Origin of the sequence: Nitrobacter sp. TKz-YC02 (genome assembly GCF_049852135.1) — a bacterium.
GTDB classification, from domain to species: domain Bacteria; phylum Pseudomonadota; class Alphaproteobacteria; order Rhizobiales; family Xanthobacteraceae; genus Nitrobacter; species Nitrobacter vulgaris.
In genome coordinates, this window is sequence record NZ_CP180728.1 from 3219653 (window position 1) to 3245788 (window position 26136).

21 protein-coding genes are annotated in these 26136 nt (G+C 60.9%); 13 read left to right on the forward strand and 8 right to left on the reverse strand.

The features are described from left to right. Positions 1-406 precede the first annotated feature (406 nt). The 6 genes from ACM561_RS15495 (at position 407) to ACM561_RS15520 (ending at position 10298) form a co-directional block, all read left to right on the forward strand. Positions 407-1411, forward strand: coding sequence for an AAA family ATPase (locus tag ACM561_RS15495; protein WP_425909780.1), 1005 nt, complete (start codon positions 407-409; stop codon positions 1409-1411). Beyond that, positions 1411-2352, forward strand: coding sequence for a DUF58 domain-containing protein (locus ACM561_RS15500; protein WP_425906174.1), 942 nt, complete (start codon positions 1411-1413; stop codon positions 2350-2352). The genes ACM561_RS15495 and ACM561_RS15500 overlap by 1 nt, the downstream gene beginning before the upstream one ends. Next, positions 2352-5165, forward strand: coding sequence for a DUF4159 domain-containing protein (locus ACM561_RS15505; protein WP_425909781.1), 2814 nt, complete (start codon positions 2352-2354; stop codon positions 5163-5165). The genes ACM561_RS15500 and ACM561_RS15505 overlap by 1 nt, the downstream gene beginning before the upstream one ends. Positions 5166-5174: 9 nt before the next feature. Next, complete coding sequence (locus ACM561_RS15510; RefSeq protein ID WP_425906175.1) at positions 5175-7238, forward strand: hypothetical protein; 2064 nt, start codon at positions 5175-5177, stop codon at positions 7236-7238. A gap of 158 nt (positions 7239-7396) precedes the next feature. Further along, positions 7397-7831: a DUF2946 domain-containing protein gene (locus ACM561_RS15515; RefSeq protein WP_425906177.1), complete on the forward strand. Its 435-nt coding sequence runs from the start codon at positions 7397-7399 to the stop codon at positions 7829-7831. Positions 7832-7961: 130 nt separating this feature from the next. Next, positions 7962-10298, forward strand: a complete 2337-nt coding sequence (locus ACM561_RS15520; RefSeq protein ID WP_425906178.1) for a TonB-dependent receptor — start codon at positions 7962-7964, stop codon at positions 10296-10298. 8 nt (positions 10299-10306) lie between these two features. Here ACM561_RS15520 and ACM561_RS15525 read toward each other — a convergent pair whose 3' ends face one another. After that, positions 10307-10840 (reverse strand): GNAT family N-acetyltransferase, encoded by a 534-nt coding sequence (locus ACM561_RS15525; protein WP_425906180.1) that lies wholly within the window; start codon positions 10838-10840, stop codon positions 10307-10309. A 65-nt stretch (positions 10841-10905) separates the two neighbouring features. Further along, positions 10906-11394, reverse strand: a complete 489-nt coding sequence (locus tag ACM561_RS15530; protein ID WP_425906182.1) for an NUDIX domain-containing protein — start codon at positions 11392-11394, stop codon at positions 10906-10908. A 236-nt stretch (positions 11395-11630) separates the two neighbouring features. Here ACM561_RS15530 and ACM561_RS15535 point away from each other — a divergent pair, with 236 nt between their 5' ends. Then, on the forward strand, positions 11631-12536 hold the full coding sequence (locus ACM561_RS15535) for a metallophosphoesterase family protein (protein ID WP_425906184.1): 906 nt from the start codon (positions 11631-11633) through the stop codon (positions 12534-12536). Positions 12537-12554: 18 nt separating this feature from the next. Here ACM561_RS15535 and ACM561_RS15540 read toward each other — a convergent pair whose 3' ends face one another. The 4 genes from ACM561_RS15540 to ACM561_RS15555 all read right to left on the reverse strand — a co-directional run bounded on the left by ACM561_RS15540 (position 12555) and on the right by ACM561_RS15555 (position 14063). Beyond that, positions 12555-12908 carry a DMT family protein gene (locus tag ACM561_RS15540; RefSeq protein ID WP_425906186.1) on the reverse strand — a complete coding sequence of 118 codons (354 nt, stop codon included), beginning with the start codon at positions 12906-12908 and terminating at the stop codon, positions 12555-12557. 118 nt (positions 12909-13026) lie between these two features. Then, positions 13027-13284 carry a DUF3297 family protein gene (locus ACM561_RS15545; RefSeq protein WP_425906188.1) on the reverse strand — a complete coding sequence of 86 codons (258 nt, stop codon included), beginning with the start codon at positions 13282-13284 and terminating at the stop codon, positions 13027-13029. Beyond that, positions 13281-13757, reverse strand: a complete 477-nt coding sequence (locus tag ACM561_RS15550) for a glutathione peroxidase (protein ID WP_425906189.1) — start codon at positions 13755-13757, stop codon at positions 13281-13283. The genes ACM561_RS15545 and ACM561_RS15550 overlap by 4 nt, the downstream gene beginning before the upstream one ends. A gap of 48 nt (positions 13758-13805) precedes the next feature. Beyond that, positions 13806-14063: a DUF6894 family protein gene (locus ACM561_RS15555; RefSeq protein WP_425906191.1), complete on the reverse strand. Its 258-nt coding sequence runs from the start codon at positions 14061-14063 to the stop codon at positions 13806-13808. A gap of 281 nt (positions 14064-14344) precedes the next feature. Between ACM561_RS15555 and ACM561_RS15560 the strand changes: the two genes are divergently transcribed. The 6 genes from ACM561_RS15560 (at position 14345) to ACM561_RS15585 (ending at position 22030) form a co-directional block, all read left to right on the forward strand. Beyond that, entirely contained in the window at positions 14345-17197 is a 2853-nt protein-coding gene (locus ACM561_RS15560; protein ID WP_425906193.1) for a bifunctional transaldolase/phosoglucose isomerase, read from the forward strand. Positions 17198-17428: 231 nt separating this feature from the next. After that, positions 17429-18442 carry a phosphogluconate dehydrogenase (NAD(+)-dependent, decarboxylating) gene (gnd, locus tag ACM561_RS15565; protein WP_425906195.1) on the forward strand — a complete coding sequence of 338 codons (1014 nt, stop codon included), beginning with the start codon at positions 17429-17431 and terminating at the stop codon, positions 18440-18442. Beyond that, the gene (gene zwf, locus ACM561_RS15570; RefSeq protein ID WP_425906197.1) at positions 18439-19956 is read left to right on the forward strand and encodes a glucose-6-phosphate dehydrogenase; all 1518 of its coding nucleotides are present in this window, start codon (positions 18439-18441) and stop codon (positions 19954-19956) included. Before gnd ends, zwf begins: the two co-directional genes overlap by 4 nt. Continuing rightward, on the forward strand, positions 19953-20696 hold the full coding sequence (gene pgl / locus ACM561_RS15575) for a 6-phosphogluconolactonase (RefSeq protein WP_425906199.1): 744 nt from the start codon (positions 19953-19955) through the stop codon (positions 20694-20696). The genes zwf and pgl overlap by 4 nt, the downstream gene beginning before the upstream one ends. Beyond that, positions 20693-21229 carry a gluconokinase gene (locus tag ACM561_RS15580; protein WP_425906201.1) on the forward strand — a complete coding sequence of 179 codons (537 nt, stop codon included), beginning with the start codon at positions 20693-20695 and terminating at the stop codon, positions 21227-21229. Before pgl ends, ACM561_RS15580 begins: the two co-directional genes overlap by 4 nt. Before the next feature lie 84 nt (positions 21230-21313). After that, the gene (locus tag ACM561_RS15585) at positions 21314-22030 is read left to right on the forward strand and encodes an HAD family hydrolase (RefSeq protein ID WP_425906202.1); all 717 of its coding nucleotides are present in this window, start codon (positions 21314-21316) and stop codon (positions 22028-22030) included. Positions 22031-22033: 3 nt separating this feature from the next. On the opposite strand, the gene ACM561_RS15590 is transcribed toward ACM561_RS15585, so the two are convergent. Together ACM561_RS15590 and ACM561_RS15595 are read right to left on the reverse strand one after the other, a co-directional pair. Continuing rightward, positions 22034-23827 (reverse strand): glycoside hydrolase family 15 protein, encoded by a 1794-nt coding sequence (locus tag ACM561_RS15590; protein ID WP_425906203.1) that lies wholly within the window; start codon positions 23825-23827, stop codon positions 22034-22036. A gap of 318 nt (positions 23828-24145) precedes the next feature. Then, entirely contained in the window at positions 24146-25996 is a 1851-nt protein-coding gene (locus ACM561_RS15595; RefSeq protein ID WP_425906204.1) for a putative bifunctional diguanylate cyclase/phosphodiesterase, read from the reverse strand. Positions 25997-26136 lie beyond the last annotated feature (140 nt).

A 26136-nucleotide genomic window follows, 5' to 3' on the forward strand; every position in this document is an offset into this window, starting at 1 on the left:
CTAACGTTCGTAAAAACACCTGCTGAAACGGGATGCGAACGTTAGAATCGGACCACTAGCGTGGTGGTTCAGAAGTTCGCTTCATTCTCCCGGCAGGTCCGTCAAGCGAACTTCTGAACCCAAACCGCACTAGAATCATAAGGTTGCTAGTGCCCCTTTGATTCCGAAATTCGGATTAAAAAGTCGCTGCAAGAACATACGAACTTCGGAATCGAGGCACTAGGTGCGGATCTGGCATCGAAAGCGACGCGATCATTCGCCGCTTCGTGATGCCGCTCATAGCTCGAGAGATCAGATATTGTGGGAATAGTTTAGTTCAATGAATACATGCCGTTTGCGTATGTTTAACAGTTCATGGCGCGACGACGCAAATTGCGTAGCCTCGCGCAAGGAGTGACGGATGGCTATGGACTCGGACAAGAGTGTCGAGAAACTCGAAGACGTGATCGTCCGTTCGGCCGAGCAAGTCGCCGGGCAAATTCGCGCGGCGCGGGATGCGATTTCCACCGTCATCTTCGGTCAGGACCGGGTGATCGAAAACACGCTGGTGACCATCCTCTCCGGGGGGCATGCGCTTCTGATCGGCGTTCCCGGCCTTGCCAAGACCAAGCTCGTGGAGACGCTCGGCGTGACGCTCGGACTCGACGCCAAGCGCATCCAGTTCACGCCGGACCTGATGCCGTCGGATATCCTCGGCGCCGAGGTGCTGGACGAGAGCAGCATCGGCAAGCGTTCGTTCCGCTTCATTGCCGGACCGGTATTCGCACAGCTTTTGATGGCGGACGAAATCAACCGCGCCAGCCCGCGCACGCAATCAGCGCTATTGCAGGCTATGCAGGAGCAGCACATCACCGTCGCCGGCGTGCGCCACGACCTGCCCAAACCCTTTCATGTGCTGGCGACGCAGAACCCGCTGGAGCAGGAAGGCACCTACCCGCTGCCGGAAGCGCAACTCGACCGCTTTCTGATGGAGATCGATGTCGACTATCCGGATCGCGACGCGGAACGCCGCATCCTGTTCGAGACCACCGGCGCCGAGGAGGCCCTGGCGAAAGCCGCGATGAACGCCGATGTCCTGCTCACAGCGCAACGGCTGGTGCGGCGGCTGCCGGTCGGCGACAGCGTGGTCGAAGCCATCCTGTCGCTGGTGCGCTCGGCGCGCCCCGGACCGGAGAGCGGCGAAATCGGAAAACTGATCGCGTGGGGACCGGGGCCTCGCGCCAGCCAGTCGCTGATGCTGGCCGTGCGCGCTCGCGCGCTGCTCGACGGACGTCTTGCACCGTCGATTGACGACGTGCTCGACCTTGCCGAGCCGGTGCTCAAGCATCGCATGGCGCTGACTTTCACGGCCCGTGCCGAAGGTCGCACGATTTCCGATGTCATTAAACAACTTAAAACGCGGATCGGTTGATGGTCGCAGCAGCCGGGCACGTCAGGCAGGAAATCGAAGCAGTCAGACGTGCCGATGGTGAAAGCCGCACGCTGGCGGCGTCGCTGCCGCGTCTCGTGCTGGAAGCCCGTCGCATCGCCGCCAATGTGATTCACGGCCTGCACGGCCGCCGCCGCGCCGGTTCGGGTGAAAGCTTCTGGCAATACCGCCGTTTTGTCTCTGGCGAGCCGTCGCAAAACGTCGACTGGCGTCGTTCCGCGCGCGATGATCATCTCTACGTCCGCGAACATGAGTGGGAGGCCGCGCACACCGTGTGGGTGTGGCCCGATCGTTCGGCGTCGATGGCCTTTGCCTCCCGAAATGCGCGCGACAGCAAGCTCGAGCGCGCTTTGATCGTTACCTTCGCACTGGCTGAATTGCTGGTGGCCGGCGGTGAACGCGTCGGCGTTCCCGGGCTGATAAATCCAACCGCGAACCGCAACGTCATCGACAGAATAGCCCAGGCGATGCTCCATGACGATCTCGCGCGCGCCAGTCTGCCGCCCTCGTTCGTGCCATCAGCCCGGTCGGAGATCGTGGTGCTGTCGGACTTCTGGTCACCGATCGCCGATATCCGGACCATGCTGGCCGGATTGTCGGCTTCCGGGGCACACGGCACACTGCTACAGGTCGTCGACCCCGCCGAGGAGACATTTCCCTATTCGGGGCGCGTCGAATTCGTCGAACCCGAAGACGGGCGGGCCATCACTGCGGGCCGCGCCGAACGATGGGCCGGAGACTACGTCGCGCGGGTGGCGCTGCATCGCGACCAGATTCGCTCTGAGACCAGAACGCTCAACTGGCTGTTCTCAACCCACACCACCGACCGGTCCGCGGCGGACCTGCTGTTGTTCCTCCACGGCGGCATGATGGCGAGCAGAGGAAGCGGCGTCATCGCGGCCAAAGCGGGGCCCACCGCATGATGTCGGTGCTTCCGCTGTCATTCCTGCAACCGCTGATGCTGCTCGGCCTGCTCAGCCTGCCACTTCTATGGTGGCTGCTTCGTGTGATGCCGCCGCGCCCGCGGCGCATCGATTTTCCGCCGACACGACTGCTGTTCGATATCGCACCGAAGGAAGAAACGCCTTCGCGCACGCCGTGGTGGCTGACGGCATTACGGCTTGCGGCGGCGGCGCTGGTGATTCTCGCTGCCGCTGGTCCCGTGTGGAATCCTAACACTGGCGCAGCCCGTAGCACCGCGCCCTTAACGATCCTGCTCGACGATGGCTGGAGCACCGCATCGAGCTGGGAGATGCGGATCAAGGCGGCGGATCAACTGATCACTGAGGCCGACAGCAATCGGCGGGGCGTTGCTATCGTGCCCTTGTCGGACCCGGCGCAGGACATCACGCTGATGCCCGCCGGAACCGCGCGCGTCACGCTACGGCAGCTTGCTCCGAAGCCGTTCGCGGTCGACCGCGCCGAAACGCTGCCGGCGCTTAAACACTTCCTGAACGCGACGGGCGACAGCGATATCGCGTGGCTGACCGATGGCATCGACAGCGGGCGTGGGACGGAATTCGTCGACGGACTTCGCGAGGTGGTCGGCGACCGTTCCCTCACCATCGTCGAAGGCGGCACGCTGCCTGCGCGCGCGCTGACCGCGGCGGAAAATGCCGCGGCCCGGATGACCGTGAAGGTGCTGCGCGCTAACGCGAACGGCCCGGCCGCCGGGGTTGTCCGTGCGCTCGACCAGAAAGGGGCGCCGATCGGCGAGACGCAATATGCGTTTGCGCCTCAGGATAGTGAAACAGAAGCTGCGTTCGACCTGCCGCTGGAGTTGCGCAACGATATCGCCCGGCTGGAGATCGCGGGGGAGCGATCGGCGGGCGCGGTGCAATTGCTCGACAAGCGCTGGCGCCGACGCGCCATCGGCGTGGTCAGCGGATCGAGCACCGAGAGGGCGCAGCCGTTGCTTGCACCGACTTTCTACCTGAGCCGCGCGCTGGCGCCGTTCGCCGATGTCCGGCTCGGCGACAAAGGAGCCCCGCAGCAGATCATCACCCAATTTCTGGATCAGAAGCTGTCAATGATCGTAATGGCCGACGTTGGAGCGCTGTCCCCGGAACTGCGCCATCGGATCGACGATTGGATCAAACATGGCGGCGTGCTGGTGCGGTTCGCGGGGCCGCGCCTGGCGCAGGCAGACGACGATCTTGTTCCCGTAAAATTGCGGCACGGCGGCCGCAGCCTCGGTGGCAGCATGACCTGGGAAAACCCGCAGCATCTCGCCGCCTTCGCCGCGGACGGACCGTTCGCGGCGCTTCCGGTGCCGAATGACGTGACCGTCAACCGGCAAGTACTCGCCGAACCGGATGCGAGGCTGGCGGCCAAAAGCTGGGCCTCCCTCGTCGACGGAACGCCGCTGGTGACCGGCGAGCGCCGCGGCAAAGGCCTGCTGGCGCTATTCCACATCAGCGCCGACATGCGCTGGTCCGATCTGCCGATGTCCGGCACTTTCGTCGAGATGCTGCGGCGTATCGTGGATGTTTCCGGCTACACCGAGAACACAGGCAGAACCGCAAACGTTGATGCCAAGGCGGAAACCATCGCGCCGCTGCGGACGCTCGACGGTTTCGGCGCGTTCGGCCCCCCACCCGCCTCCGTCAAACCCTTGCGGGTCGACTATCGCGGCCGCGGCACCATCGAGCATCCACCGGGGTTCTACGGCCCGGCCGACGGGCCGATTGCTGTCAACACGCTGGCGGCGACCGACCGGATCGTGCCACTCGACACTTCGAACCTGACGGCGCGACGGGCGAGTTTCACCAACGCCGAACCGCATGATCTGCGAGGTATACTGCTGTCCTCGGCGCTCGCGCTGTTTCTGGCCGACGCCGTCATCGTGGCGCTGCTTGGCGGCGGCATAGCCATGCTGCTGCGTCGCCGCGCGGCTCAAGCGGCGCTGGTCGTCGCGCTTGCTCTGCCGATGATGGCGATGGCGCCTTCATTTTCGCGCGCCGACAGCGCCAGCGATGAGTTTGCCACGAAAGCCACCTCCCAGACCCGGCTCGCCTATGTCGTGACCGGCAACCCGGAGGTCGACTCCATCGTCAAGGCCGGGATGAGCGGGCTTACATTGTTTCTGGCGCAACGCACAGCGCTTGAAGCCGGCGATCCGGTCGGCGTCGATCCGGCGCGCGACGAACTGGCATTCTTCCCGCTGATATACTGGCCCATCGTGCCGGGCGCGCCGAAGCCGCCGCAAAACGCTCTCGATAAGATCGACGCCTACATGAAGCAGGGCGGCACCATTCTATTCGACACCCGAGACGCGATCGATGCGCTGCCGGGGCCGGATGGCGAATCCCGAACGCCTGGGATGCAACAACTGCGCGTCATCCTGACGTCGCTCGACATCCCCGAGCTCGAGCCGGTGCCGCACGAGCATGTGCTGGCCAAGACGTTCTATCTCCTGCACGATTTTCCAGGTCGCTTCACCACCGGCCAGACCTGGGTCGAGGCCCTGCCGCGCAATGAGGATGACGAAGCGGGCTCACGGCCGGCGCGCGGCGGCGACGGCGTTTCGCCGATCATCATCACCTCGAACGATCTCGCGGGCGCCTGGGCCATGCGTCCCGACGGCCAACCGATGCTGCCGCTCTCGCCGGGCGAACCGCGTCAGCGCGAATTCGCGTTCCGTGCCGGGGTCAACATCGTGATGTATACGCTGACCGGCAACTACAAGGCCGATCAGGTTCATGCTCCCGCGCTGATCGAACGGCTGGGGCAATAGGACCGCAGCATGCAGTACGGCATCGCCTTCACCCCCCTTGTTCCCATGATCGTGCTGTGGAGCGCCTCCGCCGCGATTGTCGTGATCACGGTGCTGCTCCTGGTCGGCCGCGCACGCGGCACGGCGGTGCGGGTGGCGGCGCTGGCGCTGATCCTGCTCGCGCTCGCCAATCCGTCGTTCACCCGGGAGGAGCGCGAACCGCTGTCCTCGGTGGCCGCCGTCATCGTTGACAAAAGCCCGAGCCAGAATTTCGGCGACCGCACCGATCAGGCCGCGAAGACACGCGAAGCGCTGGTTGACCGCCTCAAGCAGATCAAGGGACTTGAAGTCCGCGTCGTCGATGCAGGCCATGCGGACGGCGAGACCGACGGCACCAAGCTGTTCTCGGCACTTTCCTCGACCCTGTCAGATGTGCCGACCGACCGCGTTGCCGGCGCCTTCCTGATCACCGACGGGCGCGTTCACGACATTCCGGGCGACGTCTCTGCCTTGGGATTTAAGGCGCCGGTCCATGCCCTGATCACCGGCCACACGGACGAACGCGACCGCCGCGTCGCAATTGTCGCCGCGCCGCGTTTCGGCATTGTCGGCCAGACCCAGACCGTCACGTATCGACTCGAAGACCAGGGCGTCAGCGGCGAGCGCGCGAAAGCAGTGGTGCGCCGCGACGGCGAAGTCATCAGCGAGCGTACCGTTCTGAGCGGGGAAACCGTCAACGTCGATGTCGACATCAAACATGCCGGGCAGAACATCGTCGAGATCGAAGTCTCGCCGCTAACGGACGAACTGACGCCGGTCAACAATCGCGCCGTGGTGCCGATCGACGGCATCCGCGACAAGCTGCGCGTGCTACTGGTATCGGGCGAGCCGCATTCGGGCGAACGCACATGGCGCAACCTTTTGAAGTCGGACCCCAGCGTCGATCTGGTTCACTTCACGATTCTGCGTCCGCCCGAGAAGCAGGATGGCACGCCCATCCACGAACTGTCCCTGATTGCCTTTCCGACGCGGGAGCTATTTCAGGAGAAGATCAACGAATTTCAGCTCATCATCTTCGACCGCTACGCGCGCCAAGGTGTGCTACCGACCGCCTATTTCGACAATATCGCGCGTTACGTGCGCGCGGGCGGCGCGGTGCTGGTTTCGGCCGGCCCCGACTATGCCTCGACCACCAGCATCTGGCGGACGCCGCTGGACACCGTGCTGCCCGCCGAACCGGTCGGCGTCACTGAAAAGCCTTTCCATGCTCGGCTGAGCGACGCCGGCAAGCGTCATCCTGTCACCCGGGGGCTCGAAGGCTCCGCGAGTGATCCGCCGCACTGGAGCCGATTTTTCCGCGAAGTCGACACCCGCAACGTTTCGGTGTCGCCAGTTATGACCGGTGCCGACGGCCAGCCATTGCTATTGCTGTCGCGCTATGACGACGGCCGGGTGGCACTACTTTTGTCGGATCATATCTGGCTGTGGGCACGGGGCTATGAGGGCGGCGGCCCGCATCTCGATCTGCTCCGGCGGATGTCGCACTGGCTGATGAAACAGCCCGAACTCGAGGAAGAGACGCTGCGACTTAAAGTTCACGGCAAGGATCTCCTCGTGCAGCGCCAGACCATGGCCGACACCGTCACTCCGGTCACCGTGACCTCGCCCTCCGGCAAGACTCGCGAACTGTTACTGAAGGCCGCCGAACCCGGCTTGTGGGAAGCGGGATTGATGGCGGACGAACTCGGATTATGGCAAGCGACCGACGGCACGCTGAAAGCTCTGGTCAATGTCGGCCCGGCCAATCCGAAGGAATTCTCGGCGGTTACGTCAACCCTGGACGAGATTAAGCCGCTCGCGCAAGCCAGCGGTGGCGACGCCCGGCGGATCGCGGACGGCTCGAGCATCGACGTTCCGCGCATCGTTCCGGTGCGTGCCTCCAGCGTGTTTCGCGGCGAGGGCTGGTTGGGCGTGCGGATTCGTGATGCCAGCGTGGTCCGCGGCGTCGGCGTGCTGCCTGTGTTCGCCGGAGTGATCGGCCTGCTGTTGCTGCTGGGCGCCTTTGCCGCAACCTGGCTTCGGGAAGGACGCTGACCTCCAATCCACTCTTGTGATCCGTTGCACAAACCACACAGTCTCGCACTGGCGACCACATCTTTGGACCGTCCCAGTAGGTCGCCGTTGACATCCGGCCGGAACCCGGATGTTATATTGTAACGTCTGAGATACCGCGAAGGCGTGGACACGTTGCAATGAAGTGGTTCCGGTCGAACATCAAACACGGATCGCGGATCGCGCTGCTCGCGCTTGCGATCCAGTTTGTTCTGTCGTTCGGACATCATCACGGCGCAGCGGTGCTCGCGGCCTCCTCCATCTCGATGCAGGCCAGCGACGCCGGCGGGATCGCGGCTGACAAGACACTCGCAACCCGAGATGCAATCGTCAGCGATTCCGCCAAGGCGCCGGCCACGAGTCCGGCCGGACCGGCATCAAATCACGATCGGGACTGCGATTACTGCGCGGTTTGCGCCGTTATGGTGCTCGCGGGCTCAGTGATATTCACCGGGTCCCCGGTTTTGCTGCTGCCTGACGCCTATCGCTTCCTATACCTGGCCACCGAAGCCGAGTTCAATCACCTCGAATCGCGGCCTATCGCCTTCCAGCCACGCGCCCCTCCTTCGTCCTGACATCGATCCGGCAACGGGCCGGCGCGCGCCGCGCAGCCATTTGCCGACGAACTCCGCAAGTTTGTTTATCGAATTTGACGGCCCACGAACGCCTGTGTGCGGAATGCCCGGCCGTGTCAGGACTAGCCAGATGCCCGTTTCATCCCGTCGTTTTCTTGCAATCGCGCGCCTCGGCGCAGCGTCGCTTCCGGCCCTTGCCATGGCGATCCCCGATGACGTTTTCGCCCAGACAGCTTTGCCCGGAATCGTGGTCAACGCGCCCAGTCCGATCGTACGCCACGCACGGCCGACGCAGACGACACCCGTACGCAGGGCCCACCGCGGCACGACCAGGACTTCTAAGCCTCGGCAACCCGAGGTAGCCCGCACCACGGCGCCGGCGGCTCCCGCCAATCTGCAGGGCACGTTGCCCATCGTGACCAATCAGTTCGCGACCGTCACCGTCGTCACCAACGAAGAGATTCGGCGCAACGGGGCCGCGACGCTGGGCGACCTGCTCAACAACAAGCCGGGCATCACCGGCTCATCCTTCGCCCCCGGCGCATCGAGCCGGCCCATCATCCGCGGCCTCGACGTCAATCGCGTCGGCATCGTGGAGAACGGTATCGGAAGCAACGGTGCGTCCGATCTCGGCGAGGACCATTTCGTGCCGATTGACCCGCTTTCGACCAATCAGGTCGAGGTCATTCGCGGCCCGGCGGCGCTGCGTTACGGTTCGACGGCCATCGGCGGAATGGTCAGCGCCAGCAACAATCGCATTCCCGAAACCACGCCATGTGCAGCGCTGTTGACAACGCAAACCTACGGTTATGCCGTCAAGGCGCCGCAACTGCCGACTCCCCCTGGCTGCGTGAACGTAGAGACACGAGGAGCGGTCTCGAGCGTGAACAACGGTCGTGAAGGCGCGATTTTGCTCGATGCCGGCGGCAACAACGTGGCGATTCACGCCGACGCCTTCGCGCGGCGGACCGAGGACTATGCGATCCCCGGCGGCGTGCAGAAAAACACCGCGACCGACTCCAATGGAGCTTCAGTCGGCGGCTCGTATTTGTTCGACGGCGGATTCTTCGGGGCCGCGATCACGCAGAACAACAGCCTGTATCACATTCCAGGCCAGGAAGGCGAAGAGCTCGGCACCCGGATCAACGCGCATCAGACCAAATTCACCGCAAAAGGCGAATATCGGCCCGATGCGACGGCAATCGATGCCATTCGGTTCTGGGTTGGCGCGACCGATTACAAGCACAATGAACTCGCCCTTGCCGACGCAGCTGATCCGGCCAGCGACGGCGTTCGCCAGACGTTCACCAACAAGGAGCAGGAAGGCCGGATGGAAGTGCAATTCGCTCAGACCAACCTGCGCTTCGCTGCTCTGACAACCGCGATCGGCGTCCAGGGGTCGCACCAGGAACTGACCGCGCCGAGTCCCGACGATCCGTTTAGCCCGCTCAACGGCCTGTGGGATCCGAACAGCAATGGACGGTTCGCTGGCTATATCTTCAACGAGTTCACGTTCAGCGACACGACCAAGGCACAGGTCGCCGGTCGGATCGAACACGTGAACCTCAACGGCTCAACCCCGAGCACCATGCCCGAACTGTTCGACCTCACCGTCGATCCGAGCGTGATCGGTGCCGCAACGCCGCGGGCCCTGAACTTCACGCCAAAAAGCACCAGTGTCGGTCTGATTCAGAACCTGCCCTGGAATCTTGTGGCGAGCCTGACCGGACAATACGTCGAACGCGCGCCGAAGCCAGCGGAGCTATTCTCCCGCGGCGTGCATGATGCAACGATAACCTATGACATCGGCAATCCGAATCTCGGCATCGAGACCGCGAAGTCGATCGAGGCCGGATTACGCCGAGCGACGGGGCCGTTGCGGTTCGAATTGACCGGCTATTATACGCGGTTCAACGGCTTCATCTACCGGCGCCTGACCGGCAACACCTGCGACGAAACGGCATGCGTGGCCGGACCGGGTCTGGAATTGAAGCAGGCCATCTACTCCCAAACCGATGCCGTTTTCCGCGGCGGCGAATTCCAGTTTCAATACGACGTTCTGCCGGTGTGGAACGGCCTCTTCGGCATCGAGGGACAGTATGACATTGTCCGCGCGACCTTCACGGACGGCTCCAACGTACCGCGAATTCCGCCGCAGCGTCTGGGAGGAGGTATCTACTACCGCGACGCCAACTGGCTGGCTCGCATCAACCTGCTCCATGCCTTCGCACAGAACGACGTGAGCGGCGTCGAGACGCCGACCCCCGGCTACAACCGGCTGCGAGCCGAGGTCAGCTATACGACCAAGCTGCCCGTGAACAACTGGTTGGGCGGGCAGCCGGTAACCATCGGCCTGGTCGGCGACAATCTGCTGAACGAGCAAATTCGCAATGCCGTCGCCTTCAACAAGGACCAAGTGTTGCTGCCGGGGCTGAACGTGCGGCTATTTGCAAATGTGAAATACTGAATTCAAATCTATTTGCTCTGGTCCGCCCCCTCCCGCGCGAACGTCCAGTCAGGCCGGATCATGCCCGAAACTCCGTCGAACGCACCAGGAGCCAGCTCGCATACCAACAGGCGTGCCCGGTCAACCGGACCTGGCATGTCGACCTCTCCTTTCGGGATCATCTTGAAACCGACGCGACCGTAATAGGATTCGTCGCCGACAAGCACGATGAGACGGTGCCCTTTCGCTTTCGCGTCGCCGAGCGCGCGCTCGAGCATCGCGCGGCCAATGCCGCGGCCACGGAACGGCGGCTCGACCGTCAGCGGACCGAGGAGCAGCGCCGGCGTGTCGCCGATACAGACCGGCAACAATCGAACCGAGCCGACCAGCAGTGTGCCGATGTGGGCGGTCAAGGAGAGGTCTAGCAAATGATCAACATGCTCGCGCAGGCGGTAAGCGCTGAGCACGAAACGACCGGGACCGAAGGTGCGTTCGTGCAGACGCTCGATAGCCTGCGCGTCATTGACGGTTTCGGTCAGGAGAGTGAGGGAGAGATCGGACATGAGGAGGCGGATAGCATCTGTCACGGGCGCGGTCCATCGCCTGCCGCCGATTGCGGCCGGGCCGATCACCTGCGCCAGGTGAGTACCGGCGGCTCATGATGAAGGACTTCCGCGATTCGGAGCCGCGTGCCGGCCGTGGTCTCGGTCGGCAGGGCATCGACGGCGAAAAAACCGCAATCGATGATCTCCCGATTTGGTTCGGGCTTGCGATCCTGCCGGAAGTCCCTGACGACATAGACAGCGACGTGATCGCGCCGCGAAACGTGGCTGTTGAAAAAAATGCCGTGCAACGCCGGTTCGCCGTGTATTTCGATTCGCCCTTCTTCAATGAGTTCGCGTTGCAGCGCCATACGCGACGTCTCGCCGACCTCGACGCCGCCGCCGGGCAGATGCCAGCCCGCCACATAGCCATGCTTGACCAAAAAGACCCTGTTGTCGGCGTCGAGCACCACGCCGCGCACGCCGAGCGTCATGCCGCGGGCGAACCGGAAGTACAGGTGAAATAGCCGGCGTAACGCGGGCTCGCAAAAGCACCGCAGACGGTGGAAATTCATGACGCTTAGCCCCCGAATCCGCGACGCGACGACTCGCTCTTGCATGATCGCTTGCATCCTAGCGGTGCTCTTGCCAAAACTTCAGAATATTCCCGGGTACGAGATACCGGGTACGAGGTAAAAGTGAAGCAGCTTCATGCCAGGGACAGAGGTTCGCCCTCGCGGCGGGCAACATTCAAGATCGCAGACGGCGGCACGATGACACTCCTCGCCGGCGCTTTGATCGGCAGCCCCTGATGACGACCATCACGCTCGCGCACCTGTCCGATCCGCACCTTGGACCGCTGCCTCCGCCGCGCCTGCATCAACTCATAGGCAAGCGCGCGCTTGGCTATCTGAACTGGAAGCGCGGCCGGCACGCCATCCATCGGCGCGATGTGCTGGACGCTCTGGTCGCCGATATCAAGGCGCAATCGCCCGACCACATCGCGGTCACCGGCGATCTCATCAATCTCGCACTTCCGGACGAGTTCACGCAGGCGCGCGCATGGCTGGGCAACGTCGGCACTCCGCACGACGTCACCCTCGTGCCCGGCAATCACGATGCCTACGTTCGCCCGACGAAAAAACAGATTTCCGAATGGAAGGAATATATGCGCGGCGATAGCGTCCGCGAAGGGACGCCGCTTTCCTTTCCGTTCCTGCGACGCAGAGGACCGCTGACTCTGATCGGCGTGTCTTCGTCGGTGCCGACGGGTCCCTTCATGGCCACAGGGCGGCTGGGGTCCGACCAGCTCGATGCGCTGGATCGTGGGCTCTCGCAACTTGAAAGCGACCCGAACTTTCGCGTGCTGCTGATCCACCATCCGCTGTCTTCGAAAGATTCGTACAAACGACTGACGGATGCCGACGCACTTCTGGCTCTTCTGAAGCGGCGCGGCGTGGATCTTATCCTTCACGGCCATGATCATATCCATTCGACCATGTGGTTCGAGGGACCAAACGGTCGCATTCCCGCCATCGGTGTGCCGTCGGCATCCGCGATGCCGCATCGGCATTATCCGCCTGCCGCCTACAACCTGTTCTCGATCACGCACGACGGAAACGCCTGGCGCTGCGAGCAGCGAGTGCGCGGCTTTGCCGATCAAACAGCGATCGAGCGTCAGGAAATCATTGAATTGCAGCGGATACAGCTAATCTAGCCGCGCCACAGTGCGCAATCACCACTTGTGAAAAATGAAAAATGCGCAGAGGGCAACGAACGCAAAGCCCAGACCGTGATTCCAGCTCAACGGCTGTTTCAGATACAGCACGGAGAAGCCAGCGAAAACGACAAGTGTAATTACTTCCTGAATGGTTTTGAGCTCGGCCGCCGAATAGACCGAACTGCCCCAGCGATTGGCTGGCACCGCGAGCCAGTACTCAAAAAACGCGATACCCCAGCTGGCCAGAATGACCAGAGAAAGCGGGCTTTCCTTGAATTTCAGATGCCCATACCAGGCGAACGTCATGAAAACGTTCGAGCAAAACAGCATCAGGATCGGCAGGAGCCACGACGGAATCGCGATGGGCATGGCTGAATTTCGGAAACGACCGGAGGGAAAGCTAGGCCTGCTTACAGCGTGAACCCACAGCAAGCGAGGAGGACCTGTGCTGCACGTATGCCCAAAGCCGTGCCGATAGGAACAAATCCTACCCCCCAGTCCGGAAGTAGGGTTCAACCGTGCCGCTGAGCTTGATGGTCAGCGGATTGCCGTGGCGATCCTTGGCACTGCCGGCGGCAACACGTATCCAGCCTTCGCTGACACAATACTCCTCGACGTTGGTCTTTTCGACACCCTTGAAACGGATACCGATATCGCGCGACAGAATCTCTGCGTTGTAATAGGCGCTGCGCGGATCGGTCGACAAACGGTCGGGCAGCCGGTCATTCGCGGTCTGGTCGGTCAAAGCAGGGCCTCGATTTCTTCCGTTAGTTTTTTGGGTTTGGTGGTCGGAGCGTGGCGAGCAACCACCCTCCCCTGCCGGTCCACGAGAAACTTTGTGAAATTCCACTTGATTGACTCGCCCAGCAGACCCGGCTTCTCGTTCTTCAGATGCTTGAACAACGGATGCGCGTCCGCCCCGTTGACATCTATCTTTTCAAACATCGGAAAGGTCACGCCGTACTTGCTGTCGCAGAATTGCTGTATGTCAGTCGATGACCCCGGCTCCTGCTTGCCAAACTGATTGCAGGGGAAGCCAAGAACGGAAAATCCTCGCGGATTCATCGCGCGATATAATTCCTCTAGGTCCTTGTATTGCGGCGTGAAGCCGCAGGCGCTCGCAGTGTTCACGATCAAAAGGACGCGACCTTCGAACTGTCTCAACGCGCAGGGCTCGCCGGCCAGCGTGTTCGCGCAGAAATCAAAGACGCTGGCCATTCAACAACCTTTCAATCAAGCTACAACCGGCCGACCGTTCCGTGCCGGTCAATGCCGCGTGGAGGACCGGCTGACCTGGTCCAGGATGGCTTCGGTGAACGGAAATTCGAGGACGATTTCACCGGTGTCGTCGGTCACTTCCAGCACTGCATTGAGGATCGCCTTCTGCTCACCGTCCGACTTGAGAATTTCGCGGATCGTCGTTCGAGCGGCACGCCAGGCTTGGTCGGGATCGCGCAAATCCTCGCCTTCCGGATCCAGAATCAGGTCGCTTCCGATGCGGGTGTTAAAAAAATATCGGGGCATGAACAATCCATAACGGGTGGGCCTTGAGTCCGCCGTTCTCACAAGTTTTTATCGAACGACAAGCCTGCACTGCAATAGGCTTTATTTGTCGCAAAATTGCGTCCGTCCCGTTTCAAGCTCCTAGTAATCCATACGCGGATCAATATTCCGCCTCAAACGTTAGCACCGAGTCCCGCTCTTGATCAGGCCATCTTTTCTTCGTCATGTCGACATAACCTGGCTTGCAGCGGGTTATGGGAATTTTCCGAAACGGCGCGCGTCCTCGAACAAAGAAGAACATCATGAACCCTGTCAGTGAACTCCAGAACCACGGCCAGGCCATCTGGCTCGATTTCCTTGCGCGCGGTTTCATAAACAAGGGTGATTTGAAGCATCTTGTCGAGAACGACGGAATACGCGGGGTTACCTCCAATCCCTCAATTTTCGAGAAGGCAATCGGGAGTTCGGACGAATATGACAGCGCTATAGTCAGCCTGCTGAAAAACGGCGACCGATCGGTTGCCAATCTCTACGAGCGGCTCGCCGTAGAGGACATCCAGCACGCCGCCGACGTGTTGCGGCCGGTCTACGATCGGCTCCATGGCGCGGATGGTTTCGTCAGTCTTGAGGTTTCGCCGTATCTTGCGGACGATACCAAGGCGACGATTGCCGAAGCTAAGAGGCTGTGGAAGGCCGTCGACCGCAAAAACCTGATGATCAAGGTGCCGGCGACACCGAACGGCCTGCCCGCGATCCGTCACCTGATTTCCGAGGGCATCAGCATCAACATCACGTTGTTGTTCTCCCAAAAGGTCTACGTCGAGGTGGCTGAGGCGTATCAGGCCGGACTTCGAGAATATGTCCGAAATGGCGGGGATCCCGCGCATGTTGCAAGCGTCGCCAGCTTCTTCGTCAGCCGGATCGATAGCGCCGCCGACAAGCAGCTCGACGAAAAGATCGCGCAAGCCAACGATCCTGCTGAGAAAGCGCGTCTTGCCGCGCTCAAGGGCCGGGTCGCGATTGCCAATGCCAAGCTCGCCTATCAAGATTACAAGCGGCTGTTTGCCGGTGAAGACTGGCAAAAGCTGGAAGCCAAGGGCGCCAGACCGCAGCGGCTGCTATGGGCTTCGACCGGGACCAAGAACAAGGACTACCGTGACGTCCTCTACGTTGAGGAGTTGATCGGTCCAGACACAGTCAATACCGTGCCGCCGGCGACCCTTGAGGCCTTCCGCGATCACGGCAAGCCGCGCGATAGCCTCGAAGAAAGTTTGGATGACGCACGGCAAGTGCTCACCGTGCTCGCGGAAGCCGGAATCTCGCTCGATGCGATCACCCGGGACCTCGTGAAAGAGGGCGTGCGGCTGTTCGCGGACGCGGCCGACAAATTGCTCGGCGCCGTCGCCCGGAAGCGGGAAAAGATTCTCGGTTCTGCCATCGACCGACAGACCTTGTCGCTGGACCCCGCCATGGCGAAATCCGTCGAAGCAGAGGCGGATGACTGGCGAGCCGCCGGCACCGTCCGCAAGCTATGGCAGCAGGATAAGTCGGTGTGGACCGGCGCGGACGAAGACAAATGGCTGGCCTGGCTGACGAGTCCTGCCGCCGAGTTTAATCGGGCGGCTGACTACGAGGACTACGCGCGGCGAGTGAAGAAGCAAAAATTCACCGACGCGGTCGTCCTCGGCATGGGCGGATCAAGCCTGGGTCCGGAGGTGCTGGCGAAGACCTTTCCGAAGGCAGCAGGTTTCCCGAAACTACATGTGCTGGACTCAACCGATCCCGCCCAGATTCGCTCGCTTGAAACCGCGATCGACGTCGCCAGGACTGTCTTCATCGTGTCCAGCAAGTCCGGCGGAACGACAGAACCAAATGCACTGAAAGACTATTTTCATGCGCGGGTGGCCAAGGCCATCGGCGCCGACAAAGCCGGCCACCGCTTCATCGCGATCACCGATCCGGGGTCCTCGCTTGACGAGGAAGCGGCGAAGCTCGGCTACGCGCGCACCTTCCACGGCGATCCCGCAATCGGCGGCCGCTATTCGATCCTGTCTCCTTTCGGCCTGGTCCCGGCGGCCACGGCGGGAATCGATGTGACAGGATTGCTCGAGAATGCACTCGTCATGGTGCGATCCTGTGGCGCCCAGGTCCCACCGCATGACAATCCTGGCGTCCAGCTCGGATTAGCCATGGGTCTCGCGGGACGCAAAGGCCGTGACAAGGTCACTATTCTGGCGTCTCCGAAAATCGCTGATTTTGGCGCATGGGCCGAGCAACTGATCGCCGAATCGACCGGCAAGGAGAGCAAGGGCCTGATCCCGATCGACGGCGAACCACTCGCCGATGCGAACCTTTACGGTAATGACCGCTTCTTCATCGATATCCGCACGGCAGACGAAGAGGATGCCGCTCATGATGACAAATTGCGCGCGCTCGAGAGCGCCGGACATCCGGTGGTCCGGATCGTGATGAACTCGGTCGATCAGATCGGTCAGGAATTTTTCCGGTTCGAAATGGCCGTCGCGGTCGCCGGCTCGGTTCTCGGCATCAATCCGTTCGATCAGCCTGACGTCGAAGCTGCGAAGGTCAGGACTCGCGAATTGACGTCAGCCTTCGAGAAAACGGGCAGGCTTCCCAAGGAAGAACCCGCGATTTCCGCCGCCGGCTTCGATCTTTACACCGACGCTGAGAATGCGCGCGCGTTACGCGAGAAGGGCGGCGACGGTGAGCTATCCTCGTGGCTCAAGGCGCATCTCGCGCGCGCAGAGCCCGGCGATTATGTCGCCTTTCTGGCTTACGTCGCGCGCGATGACGAACACATCGGTAACCTACAACGGATGCGCCTCGCCGTTCGCGACCGGAAGAAAGTCGCCACCTGTGCCGAGTTCGGCCCACGTTTCCTGCATTCGACTGGTCAGGCCTACAAAGGCGGTCCCGACAGCGGCGTTTTTCTTCAGATCACCGCCGACGACCCACGGGACTTGAAGATCCCCGGCCGGAAAACGAGCTTCAGTATTATCAAGGCTGCGCAGGCGCGCGGCGATTTCGATGTGCTCACCCGGCGGGGACGGCGAGCGCTTCGCGTGCATCTCAAGGGAGATCTTCAATCCGGCTTGTCGCGGCTCGACGAGGCGATCAGCCGAGCTCTCATGTGACCATGGCCATGACGCGTCAGGTTGTGACACTGCGTCAGGAAACAAACGTTCGCCAGCCGCGTAAAGCTGGATCTTGCCCCTCGCCGTCGTTCATCGCGATCCACGTTCGCCAATCTTCCTGAAACATATGAGGTGTTGGGCCATACCGTGAACCGCACGCATCATTGAACCATCGGACCGCCCGTGGAATGTCCAGACCACGAGCCTGCTCCCGGAGGAGGGATCGGACCAATGCAGATAGGTATGATCGGGCTGGGGCGAATGGGGGCCAACATCGTTCGCCGTCTGATGAAAAAGGGAGGCCATCAGGCCGTCGTTTATGACATCAGCGACCAGGCCATCGCCGCGATTGCCGCGGAGGGAGCCTCAGGCGCGATTGATCTCCAAGACTTCGTCCGCAAGCTCGAAAAGCCGCGCGCCGTTTGGATCATGCTGCCCGCCGGAGCGATTACGGAGTCCACCATCGCGACGATCGCCGGGCTGCTCGATAAAGATGATGTCATCATCGATGGCGGCAACACCTTCTGGCAGGACGATATCCGGCGCGCGAGAACGCTGCGCGACAAGGGCATCTACTATGTCGATGTAGGCACCAGCGGCGGCGTTTGGGGCCTGGAACGCGGCTATTGCATGATGATCGGCGGCGACAAGGCCGTGGTTGATCGTCTCAATCCGATTTTCGCGTCGCTGGCGCCCGGTCGCGGCGGCATTCCGGGAACGCCAAGCCGCGACGGCCGTGATCCGCGCGTCGAGCAAGGCTACCTCCACACGGGACCCGTTGGCTCTGGCCATTTCGTCAAGATGGTTCATAACGGAATCGAATACGGCCTCATGCAGGCCTTTGCCGAAGGCTTCGACATTCTCAAAAACGCGAACACCAATGCGCTGCCAGAGCATCATCGGTTCAAGCTTGACCTCGCAGATATTGCCGAGGTGTGGCGCCGCGGCAGTGTGATTTCATCCTGGCTGCTCGATCTCACCGCTTCTGCGTTGGCCCGCAGCGAGACTCTCGAGGCTTACTCGGGATTTGTCGCAGATTCCGGCGAGGGCCGCTGGACGGTTAATGCCGCAATTGAGGAAGCCGTTCCGGCAGAAGTTCTAACGGCCGCACTGTTCGCGCGTTTTCGCTCGCGTCAGCAACATACGTTCGCAGAAAAAATCCTCTCGGCGATGAGGGAGGGATTCGGGGGGCACAAGGAGCCAGGAGAAACCGATCCATCCAAAAAAGGGAGGACCGCGAATTGACGACGGCCGCAAGAAACACGCCGCGCAAACCGGAGCCATGCTGCTTCGTCATTTTCGGGGCCACCGGCGATCTCACGCATCGCCTGGTCATTCCGGCACTCTACAATCTTGCCGAATCCGGCTTGCTGCCGGAGCAGTTTTGTCTCGTCGGTATCGTCCGCAAGCAGATGTCGGAAGATGATCTTCGGCAAAGCCTGATGGAGGGTTTGAAAAAGCATGCCACGCGGCCGGTCAAAACCGAAATTGCCGACAAGGTGCTTAATTGCCTGACCTGCGTCGAAGCCGACCCCTCCGATCCGTCCTCATTCGATACACTGAGCAAGGCCTGTGAAAGGCTCGAGACAAGAACGGGGACGTGCGGCAATCGCCTGTTCTATCTTGCCGTGCCGCCGACAGCCTTTGCACCGATCGCAGAACAACTCGGCCGCGTCGGTCTACTGCGAGAGATAAACGGCACGTGGCGTCGCCTGGTGGTCGAAAAGCCTTTCGGCACCGATCTTGCGTCTGCCAGAGCGCTCAACGCCAGACTGCTAAAGATCGCCAACGAACATCAGATCTATCGGATTGACCACTATCTCGGCAAGGAGACCGTTCAGAACATCCTTGTTCTTCGTTTCGCCAACGGCATGTTCGAGCCGATCTGGAATCGCAACCACATCGATCATATCCAGATCACCGTCGACGAAAAGCTGTCTGTCGGACATCGCGGCAGCTTCTACGACGCTACCGGAGCACTGAGAGACATGGTGCCGAACCATCTGTTCCAGTTGCTGTCGCTGGTGACCATGGAGCCGCCGAGGCGATTCGAAGCTCACGCAGTGCGTTCAGAGAAGGCGGAAGTTCTGGCCGCAATCCAGACGCAAACGCCGGAGGAGGCGCTGAGAAATTCGGTGCGCGGACAATATTACGCCGGGCAGGTCGGCGACGAGGCGATCGTCGATTACCGCAACACTCCCAACGTCGAACCCAACAGCACCACCGAGACCTATGCGGCGCTCAAGCTGACCATCGACAACTGGCGATGGGCCGGCGTTCCGTTCTACCTGCGGACCGGCAAGGCTCTCGGCCTCAAGCGCACCGAGGTGGCCATCAAGTTCAAACAGGCGCCGTTCGCGATGTTTCGCTGCACGCCGGTGGATCAGCTGTCGCACAACTATTTGGTCATCGGCATCGAGCCGGCCGAAGGCATCACGATGCAATTCAATACCAAAGTACCCGGCCCCACGATCTCGATCGACGGCGTCGAGATGAAATTCCGCTACAAGGATTACTTCCACGCTGCGCCGAGTACCGGTTACGAAACCCTGATCTACGATTGCATGACCGGCGACAACATCCTGTTTCAGCGCGCTGACGGCGTGGAGGCCGGCTGGCAGGCGGTGCAGCCGTTCCTCGACGCCTGGAAGAAGGCCGGCGCCAACGGGCTGGTGGGCTATAAGGCGGGCAGCGAAGGCCCCCGTGAGGCCGACAAGCTGCTGGCGCGGGACGGCAACCAGTGGCGCAAACTGACATGACATCCGCTGACGCGGCGGACCGCAGGTTTCAGGTGCTGCCAGATGCGGAAGCAGTCGCTACCGAAGCAGCGGAACGAATGATCTGCCGGATTGCGGAAAATGCATCGCGGCCGACGATTTGCCTGACCGGCGGCTCCGGCCCAAAAGCGCTCTACGCGCTGTTGGGAAGCCCGGACTATCGTTCGCGGATCGCCTGGGATCGCGTTCACTGGTTTATCGGGGACGAGCGTTTCGTGAGCGCAGACGACGAACGCAACAACATGGCGATGGCCAGGGCCCTTTTTCTGAATCGTTGCGCCCCACCGGGAAATATCCATCCTACGCCGACGGACGCTCACGATCCGGATACGGCGGCGCGGCTTTACGAGCGCGAACTTCAAACCTTTTACGGCGCACGCCGTCTCGATGCTGCCAAACCGCTTTTCGATCTTGTTCTGATGGGGCTTGGACCGGACGGTCACACCGCCTCGTTGTTTCCGGGAGATCGAGCGCTCGACGAGACCGAGCGATGGGTTGTCGGCGTCGACCATGCGAACGTCGAGCCTCTCGTTCCCCGTGTCACCCTGACGCTCCCGGCACTGGCCTCCTCACGCGAGATGCTGTTTCTCGTCACCGGCGAAGCCAAGCAAGGCATCCTTTCGAAAGTCAGGGCGGGCGCCGATCTGCCCGGTACACGCGCACGTTCCAGCGGCATCACGACGTGGCTGACCGATGCTGCGGCCGCAGGATCGCCGGCATGAATGCGGGCGGAGATGCCGCCTTTTGCGCGCTGATCGTCATGGGCGTGTCGGTATCTGGTAAAAGCACCATTGCGGTTGCGCTGGGACAACGACTGGGATGGATAGTTGAGGATGCCGACCGTTTTCATGCGGAAAGCAATATCGATAAAATGCGCGCCGGCATCGCATTGACCGATGACGACAGGCGGCCGTGGCTACGCGCCATCGCCGCGGAGATTGGCCGCAGGCGTGCAAACGGCACGAGCGTGATCATGGCCTGCTCCGCGCTCAAGCGCGCCTATCGCGACATTCTCGTGCAAGATCATAGCGACACCCGCATCGTCTACCTGCGCGGCGACAGAAGCCTGATCATGAGCCGTCTCAAGGCGAGAGGCGATCATTTCATGCCGCAGGCGTTGCTCGAGAGCCAGCTCGCAACACTGGAGGAGCCTACCGAGGATGAGCGGCCGATCGTTGTCGACATCGATGCGAGCGTGGACGAAATTGCCGATCGAATCGTCACCATGCTCGACGTGGGCTGGATACTCTCATGAATAGCATTTCCCTCGTGATTTCGGAGTGTTGACGGAAGTCTGCTAACGCCCGACAAACGTCTGACGGAGGCTGCGATCCAGGCGGTGAAACGACTTGCCGAAAGAGATATCGGCTTCACGATCACCAGCAGCCGTCCTCCCTTGGGTATGCAAATGCTGATCGAGCCGCTCAATATTCAACTGCCGCTCGGCGCATTCAACGGCAGTCTGATGATCGATCCCGCCCTCAAGATACTTCGAAGGACTGCCATTTCAGCGTCGGCCGCACGACGAACGATCGACGCGCTGAAAACTTCCGGAACTGACATTTGGCTGTTCACCGCGGACCGTTGGCTTATCACGCGCGACGATGGCCGCTACGTTCCGCATGAGCAGCACACAATCCGAATGGCTCCGGTTATGGTTTCCGATTTTGAGGAATTCACAGACGACGCCTCCAAGATCGTTGGCGTCAGCGCCGATCCCGAGAAGCTCGCCCGTTGCGAGATGGCGATGCAGGCGGCCCTCGCCGGCCAGGCGAAGGTTGTCCGGTCGCAGAGCTATTATCTCGACATCACACCTGCCGGGGAGGACAAGGGCACATTCGTGGAGGCGTTAGCGAAGCGCCTCGACATTTCAACGCGCAACATCGCGACCATCGGAGACATGCAGAACGATCTGGCCATGTTCGCCAAGAGCGGCCTGTCATTTGCCATGGGAAATGCCGAAGACAACGTGAAGGCGCAAGCCACTCGTGTCACCGACAGCAATGAAAACGACGGTTTCGCCAAGGCGATCGATCAGATCATGGCCCTCGACTAGCCGCTATGCCCTTGCCCGCTGCATCGCCGGTTTGCGTGCCGCGTTGAGATTGTGGATGGTGTTGAGCAGGGCAATGTGGGTCAGTGCCTGCGGAAAATTTCCCGTCATGCGGCGGGCAACCGTATCGTACTCCTCCGACAGCAGGCCAAGGTCGTTCGCCACCCCCGCAACCCGCTTCAGCAGCATCTCGGCCCGCTCGATATCGCCGCTCAGGACATAGGCATCGGCGAGCCAGAGTGTGCAGGCCAGAAAGGCTCCCTCGATCGGCGGCTGTTCGTCTGACACCGCGCGCGGATCGTGCCTGAGCACGAAGCCGTCCGGCATCAGATGCTTCTCCACCGCTGCCAACGTTCCCGCAACACGCGGATCAGAGGCCGGCAGGAAGCCGACCGACGGAATCAGAAGCGTGCTGGCATCAAGCAGCTTCGAGCCGTAGGATACGACGAAGGTATTTTGTTCGCGATCAAAACCCTTTTCACAGACGTCGCGATGGATCGTATCGCGCAGTTCACGCCAACGCTCGACCGGCGCTTCGAAACCGAAATGCTCCACGCTCTTGACGCCGCGGTCGAACGCCACCCAGACAAGCACCTTCGACGATACATAGTGCTTGCCAGATCCCCTCAGCTCCCAGATACCTGAATCTGTTTCATTCCAAATCCGGCCGAGGTGCTCGAGTAGCTCGCATTCCAGCGCCCAGGTTGGCTCACTCAGCTTGAGGTTCGCCTCCCTCGACTGGTGAAACACGTCCATCAGCTCGCCGTAGACATCAAGCTGGAGCTGGGCATGCGCCGCATTTCCGATCCTGACCGGCCGCGCGCCCTCATAACCAGGAAGCCAGTCTGCCTCCCATTCCGTCAGGCGACGTTGCCCGAGGATGCCATACATGATCTGCATGTCGGAGGGCGAGCCTGCGACCGATCTCAGCAGCCAGTCGTGCCACTCCGACGCCTCATCGTAATAGCCGCTATTCATCAGCGCGAGCAGCGTGAAGGTCGCGTCGCGCAGCCAGCAGAACCGGTAATCCCAGTTACGTGCACCGCCAAGCTTTTCGGGAAGCGAGGTTGTCGGCGCCGCGACAATGCCGCCGGAAGGCGCATAGATCATGGCTTTCAGGGCAACCAGCGAGCGCATTGCGAGATCACGATACGGACCATCATAGTCAAACTTTCCGCACCACTCGCTCCAGAACGCCTCCGTGTCCCGCAGCGCTTTCGCAGGATCGATCGGGGGTGGAACGGCAAAATGCGATGCGCCGTACGCCATGACAAACGGAATCGTCTGCCCGGCGCTGACCTCGAAGTCCGCGACGGTGGTCATGTTCTCGCCGTGCGTCTCAACCGGCGTGCGCAACACCAGCATGTCCGGCCCGCAAATGGCGAGCAGCGCCCTGTCCTCCGTGCGGCGGACCCATGGCACGTTCTTACCGAAGCCGAACCGGATCACCAGATCCATGCGCATCTTCACGCGGCCGCGGTCTCCCCGGACGAGGCGAACGATGTCGGACACCGTGCCGCGCGGCGGCATGAAATCAATCAAAGTGACAGCGCCGCCGGTGGTTTCAAACCGGGTTTCGAGGATAAGGCCGTCTCCGCGATATTGATGACTCGATCGCTCGATTTTTTCCGAAGGAGCGATCCGCCAATGGCCGTTACGCTCATCGCCCAGGAGGGCGGCAAAGCAGGCATCGGAATCGAAGCACGGCCAGCAAAGCCAGTCGAGTGACCCCGTCTGGTCGACGAGCGCAACGGTCTCGCCGTCGCCGATGATTCCATAGTCTTCGATATTGCTGGGCAATTTTTGGAACTCAGCAGGGTGAGATGAAAATAAAATGACGAAACGCCAATATTATTCATCGCCGGGTGGTTGGCCATCCCGCCTGGTGAACTTTCTGGAAAAGAATGTCATGTGAATGGAGAACGAGCGACTGGATGCGAACGCGCGGGTACCCGTTGCGATCCGCCGCTTAGGGCAGTTGCTCGCCAACTTTCCCGCGTGAGGTTCAGCTCATGCCTCGCCTTATGAAAGCATCCCCAGCCGCATCTTACATGGCCGGCATAGGCGATCATGCTCAAAGGTAAGTCAGAATTTTGTTCTATGGCGTTGAATCAGAACCTAGCGGCTATAGCCGTTGGCGCGGGAATAAGCCGGACGGTTTTCCTGCACGGACCGACTGCCCGAGCTGGTGCCTCGTTTACTCACCGCGGGTTTTCCCGGTTCGATATCTTCGAGAAAGACGGGCTCGGAAAAATAGAAGCCCTGCGCATATTTTATCCGCGTCGCTGCCTGCAAATAAGCGAGCTCCTCGAATTTCTCGACGCCTTCCGCGATCACCGCCATTCCCAAGGCATCGCCGAGAGATTCAATCGCCTTAAGGATACCCTGGCTGCGCGGACGTTTGTGGATATCGACGATGAATGACCGGTCAATCTTGATTTCATCAGCGGTGATATCGGCGAGGGCTGACAGAGACGAATATCCGATCCCGAAATCATCGATGGAGATTTTGACGCCTAGCCTTCGCAGGACTGGCAGAATCTCCGTCTGGAAACGGGTTTTAGCCACGAACGCATCTTCAGTGACCTCGACGATGAATCGCGTTGCGCAACCGGTCTTCTCCAGTGCCCGTGCGAAGGACGTCATGAATACCACGTTGCCAGCCTGCTTGGCGGCGACGTTGATGCTAATGCTAACGTCGGTGCCGAACGCATCGTCGATGAGATCGATTGACCTCATGATTTCGGCCAGAACCAGATGCGTTAACTCATCGATCAAGCCGAGTTCAATCGCGAGATCAACGAACGTTCCAGGCGCCTGAATGATACCGTCATCATTGCGCAGCCGAACCAGCGCCTCAATGCCTTTGATCTGCTCGGTTCTGATGTCCACCTTGGGCTGGAACGCGCAACAGAACCGCTTGTCGAGAATCGCGAGCCGCAGCGACTGCTCGATTTTCATTCGGGTCAATGCCTCGTGCTGCATTCCGGAATCAAAGATGGCGGCTCCGCCCTTTGTGTCGTTCTTGATCTGATACATCGCGGTGTCGGCGTTCTGCCGCAGAACCTCATAGGTGTCGCCGTGATCCGGATAGATGCTCACTCCGATCGATGCGGACGCGAACAGTTCCGATCCGTCGATGAAAAATGGCGTCTTAAGCCGCTGCAATAGAAATTCAATGTATTCGGCGAGCTCGACGTCACTTTGGACCGGGTTGAGCAGGAGCAGAAACTCGTCGCCGCTGATCCGGGAGAGCATATCGGTGGCACGTAGGCCGAGGTCCAAGCGTCTGGCAACTTCGATCAGAAGCTCGTCACCGGATGCATGGCCGTAGTAGTCGTTGATATGTTTGAAGTTGTCGATGTCGAGAAACGCCACCGCAAATCTAACGGAATGTTCACCCTCACGGATAAGACTGTTGGCGTGCTGTTCGATGACACGCCGGGTCGGTAAGCCCGTCAGCTCGTCATAGTACGCACAACGAAAAAGCTCTTCCTCAACGGCCTTTTGACGGCTGATATCAACCGAGCTCGACAACACAAGCTTTCTGTTCGAAATCACGACAGGCTCATGCGTCGTCAGAAAGATCTTCGTCGCATGATCCGTTCGAATGTACTCTTCGGATATCCTGCTCCCGCCCGATTGCAGAACCCCGCGCGCGAGATTTATGCGATCATTGAGCTCTTTTGAAGGGAGCGGCGTACCTGACACCCTTCCGACGATGTCCCGCGCCGGCACATTGAACTGGGCCACGGCGGCGGCATTCACGAACACGAAATTTCCCTGCTCGTCCTGAACCGTCACGGCTGTCGGAAGCGATCTAACAACTTCATTCAGGAAATTCAGTCGCGAGGAATCCCTTATCTCGAGCGGGAAATCATTTCGGCTGGTCTCCGGCCCATCGGGAGGTCTCGGTCCACTCTCACTGGCGACAACAGAAAATTCGTTTCGCTCAGGCGCACCGGACATGAACTTCCCAACCTTCACCGCGTCTGAAAGGGGAAACTACCGGACTTTCAGGCTCTTGCGGGCAGCAACGGTGGTCGCGGTCAATACCGCGCGTCACCTTCTGCCTTCACAAGAAAGAATACGCCGCCACGTTGTAGGTT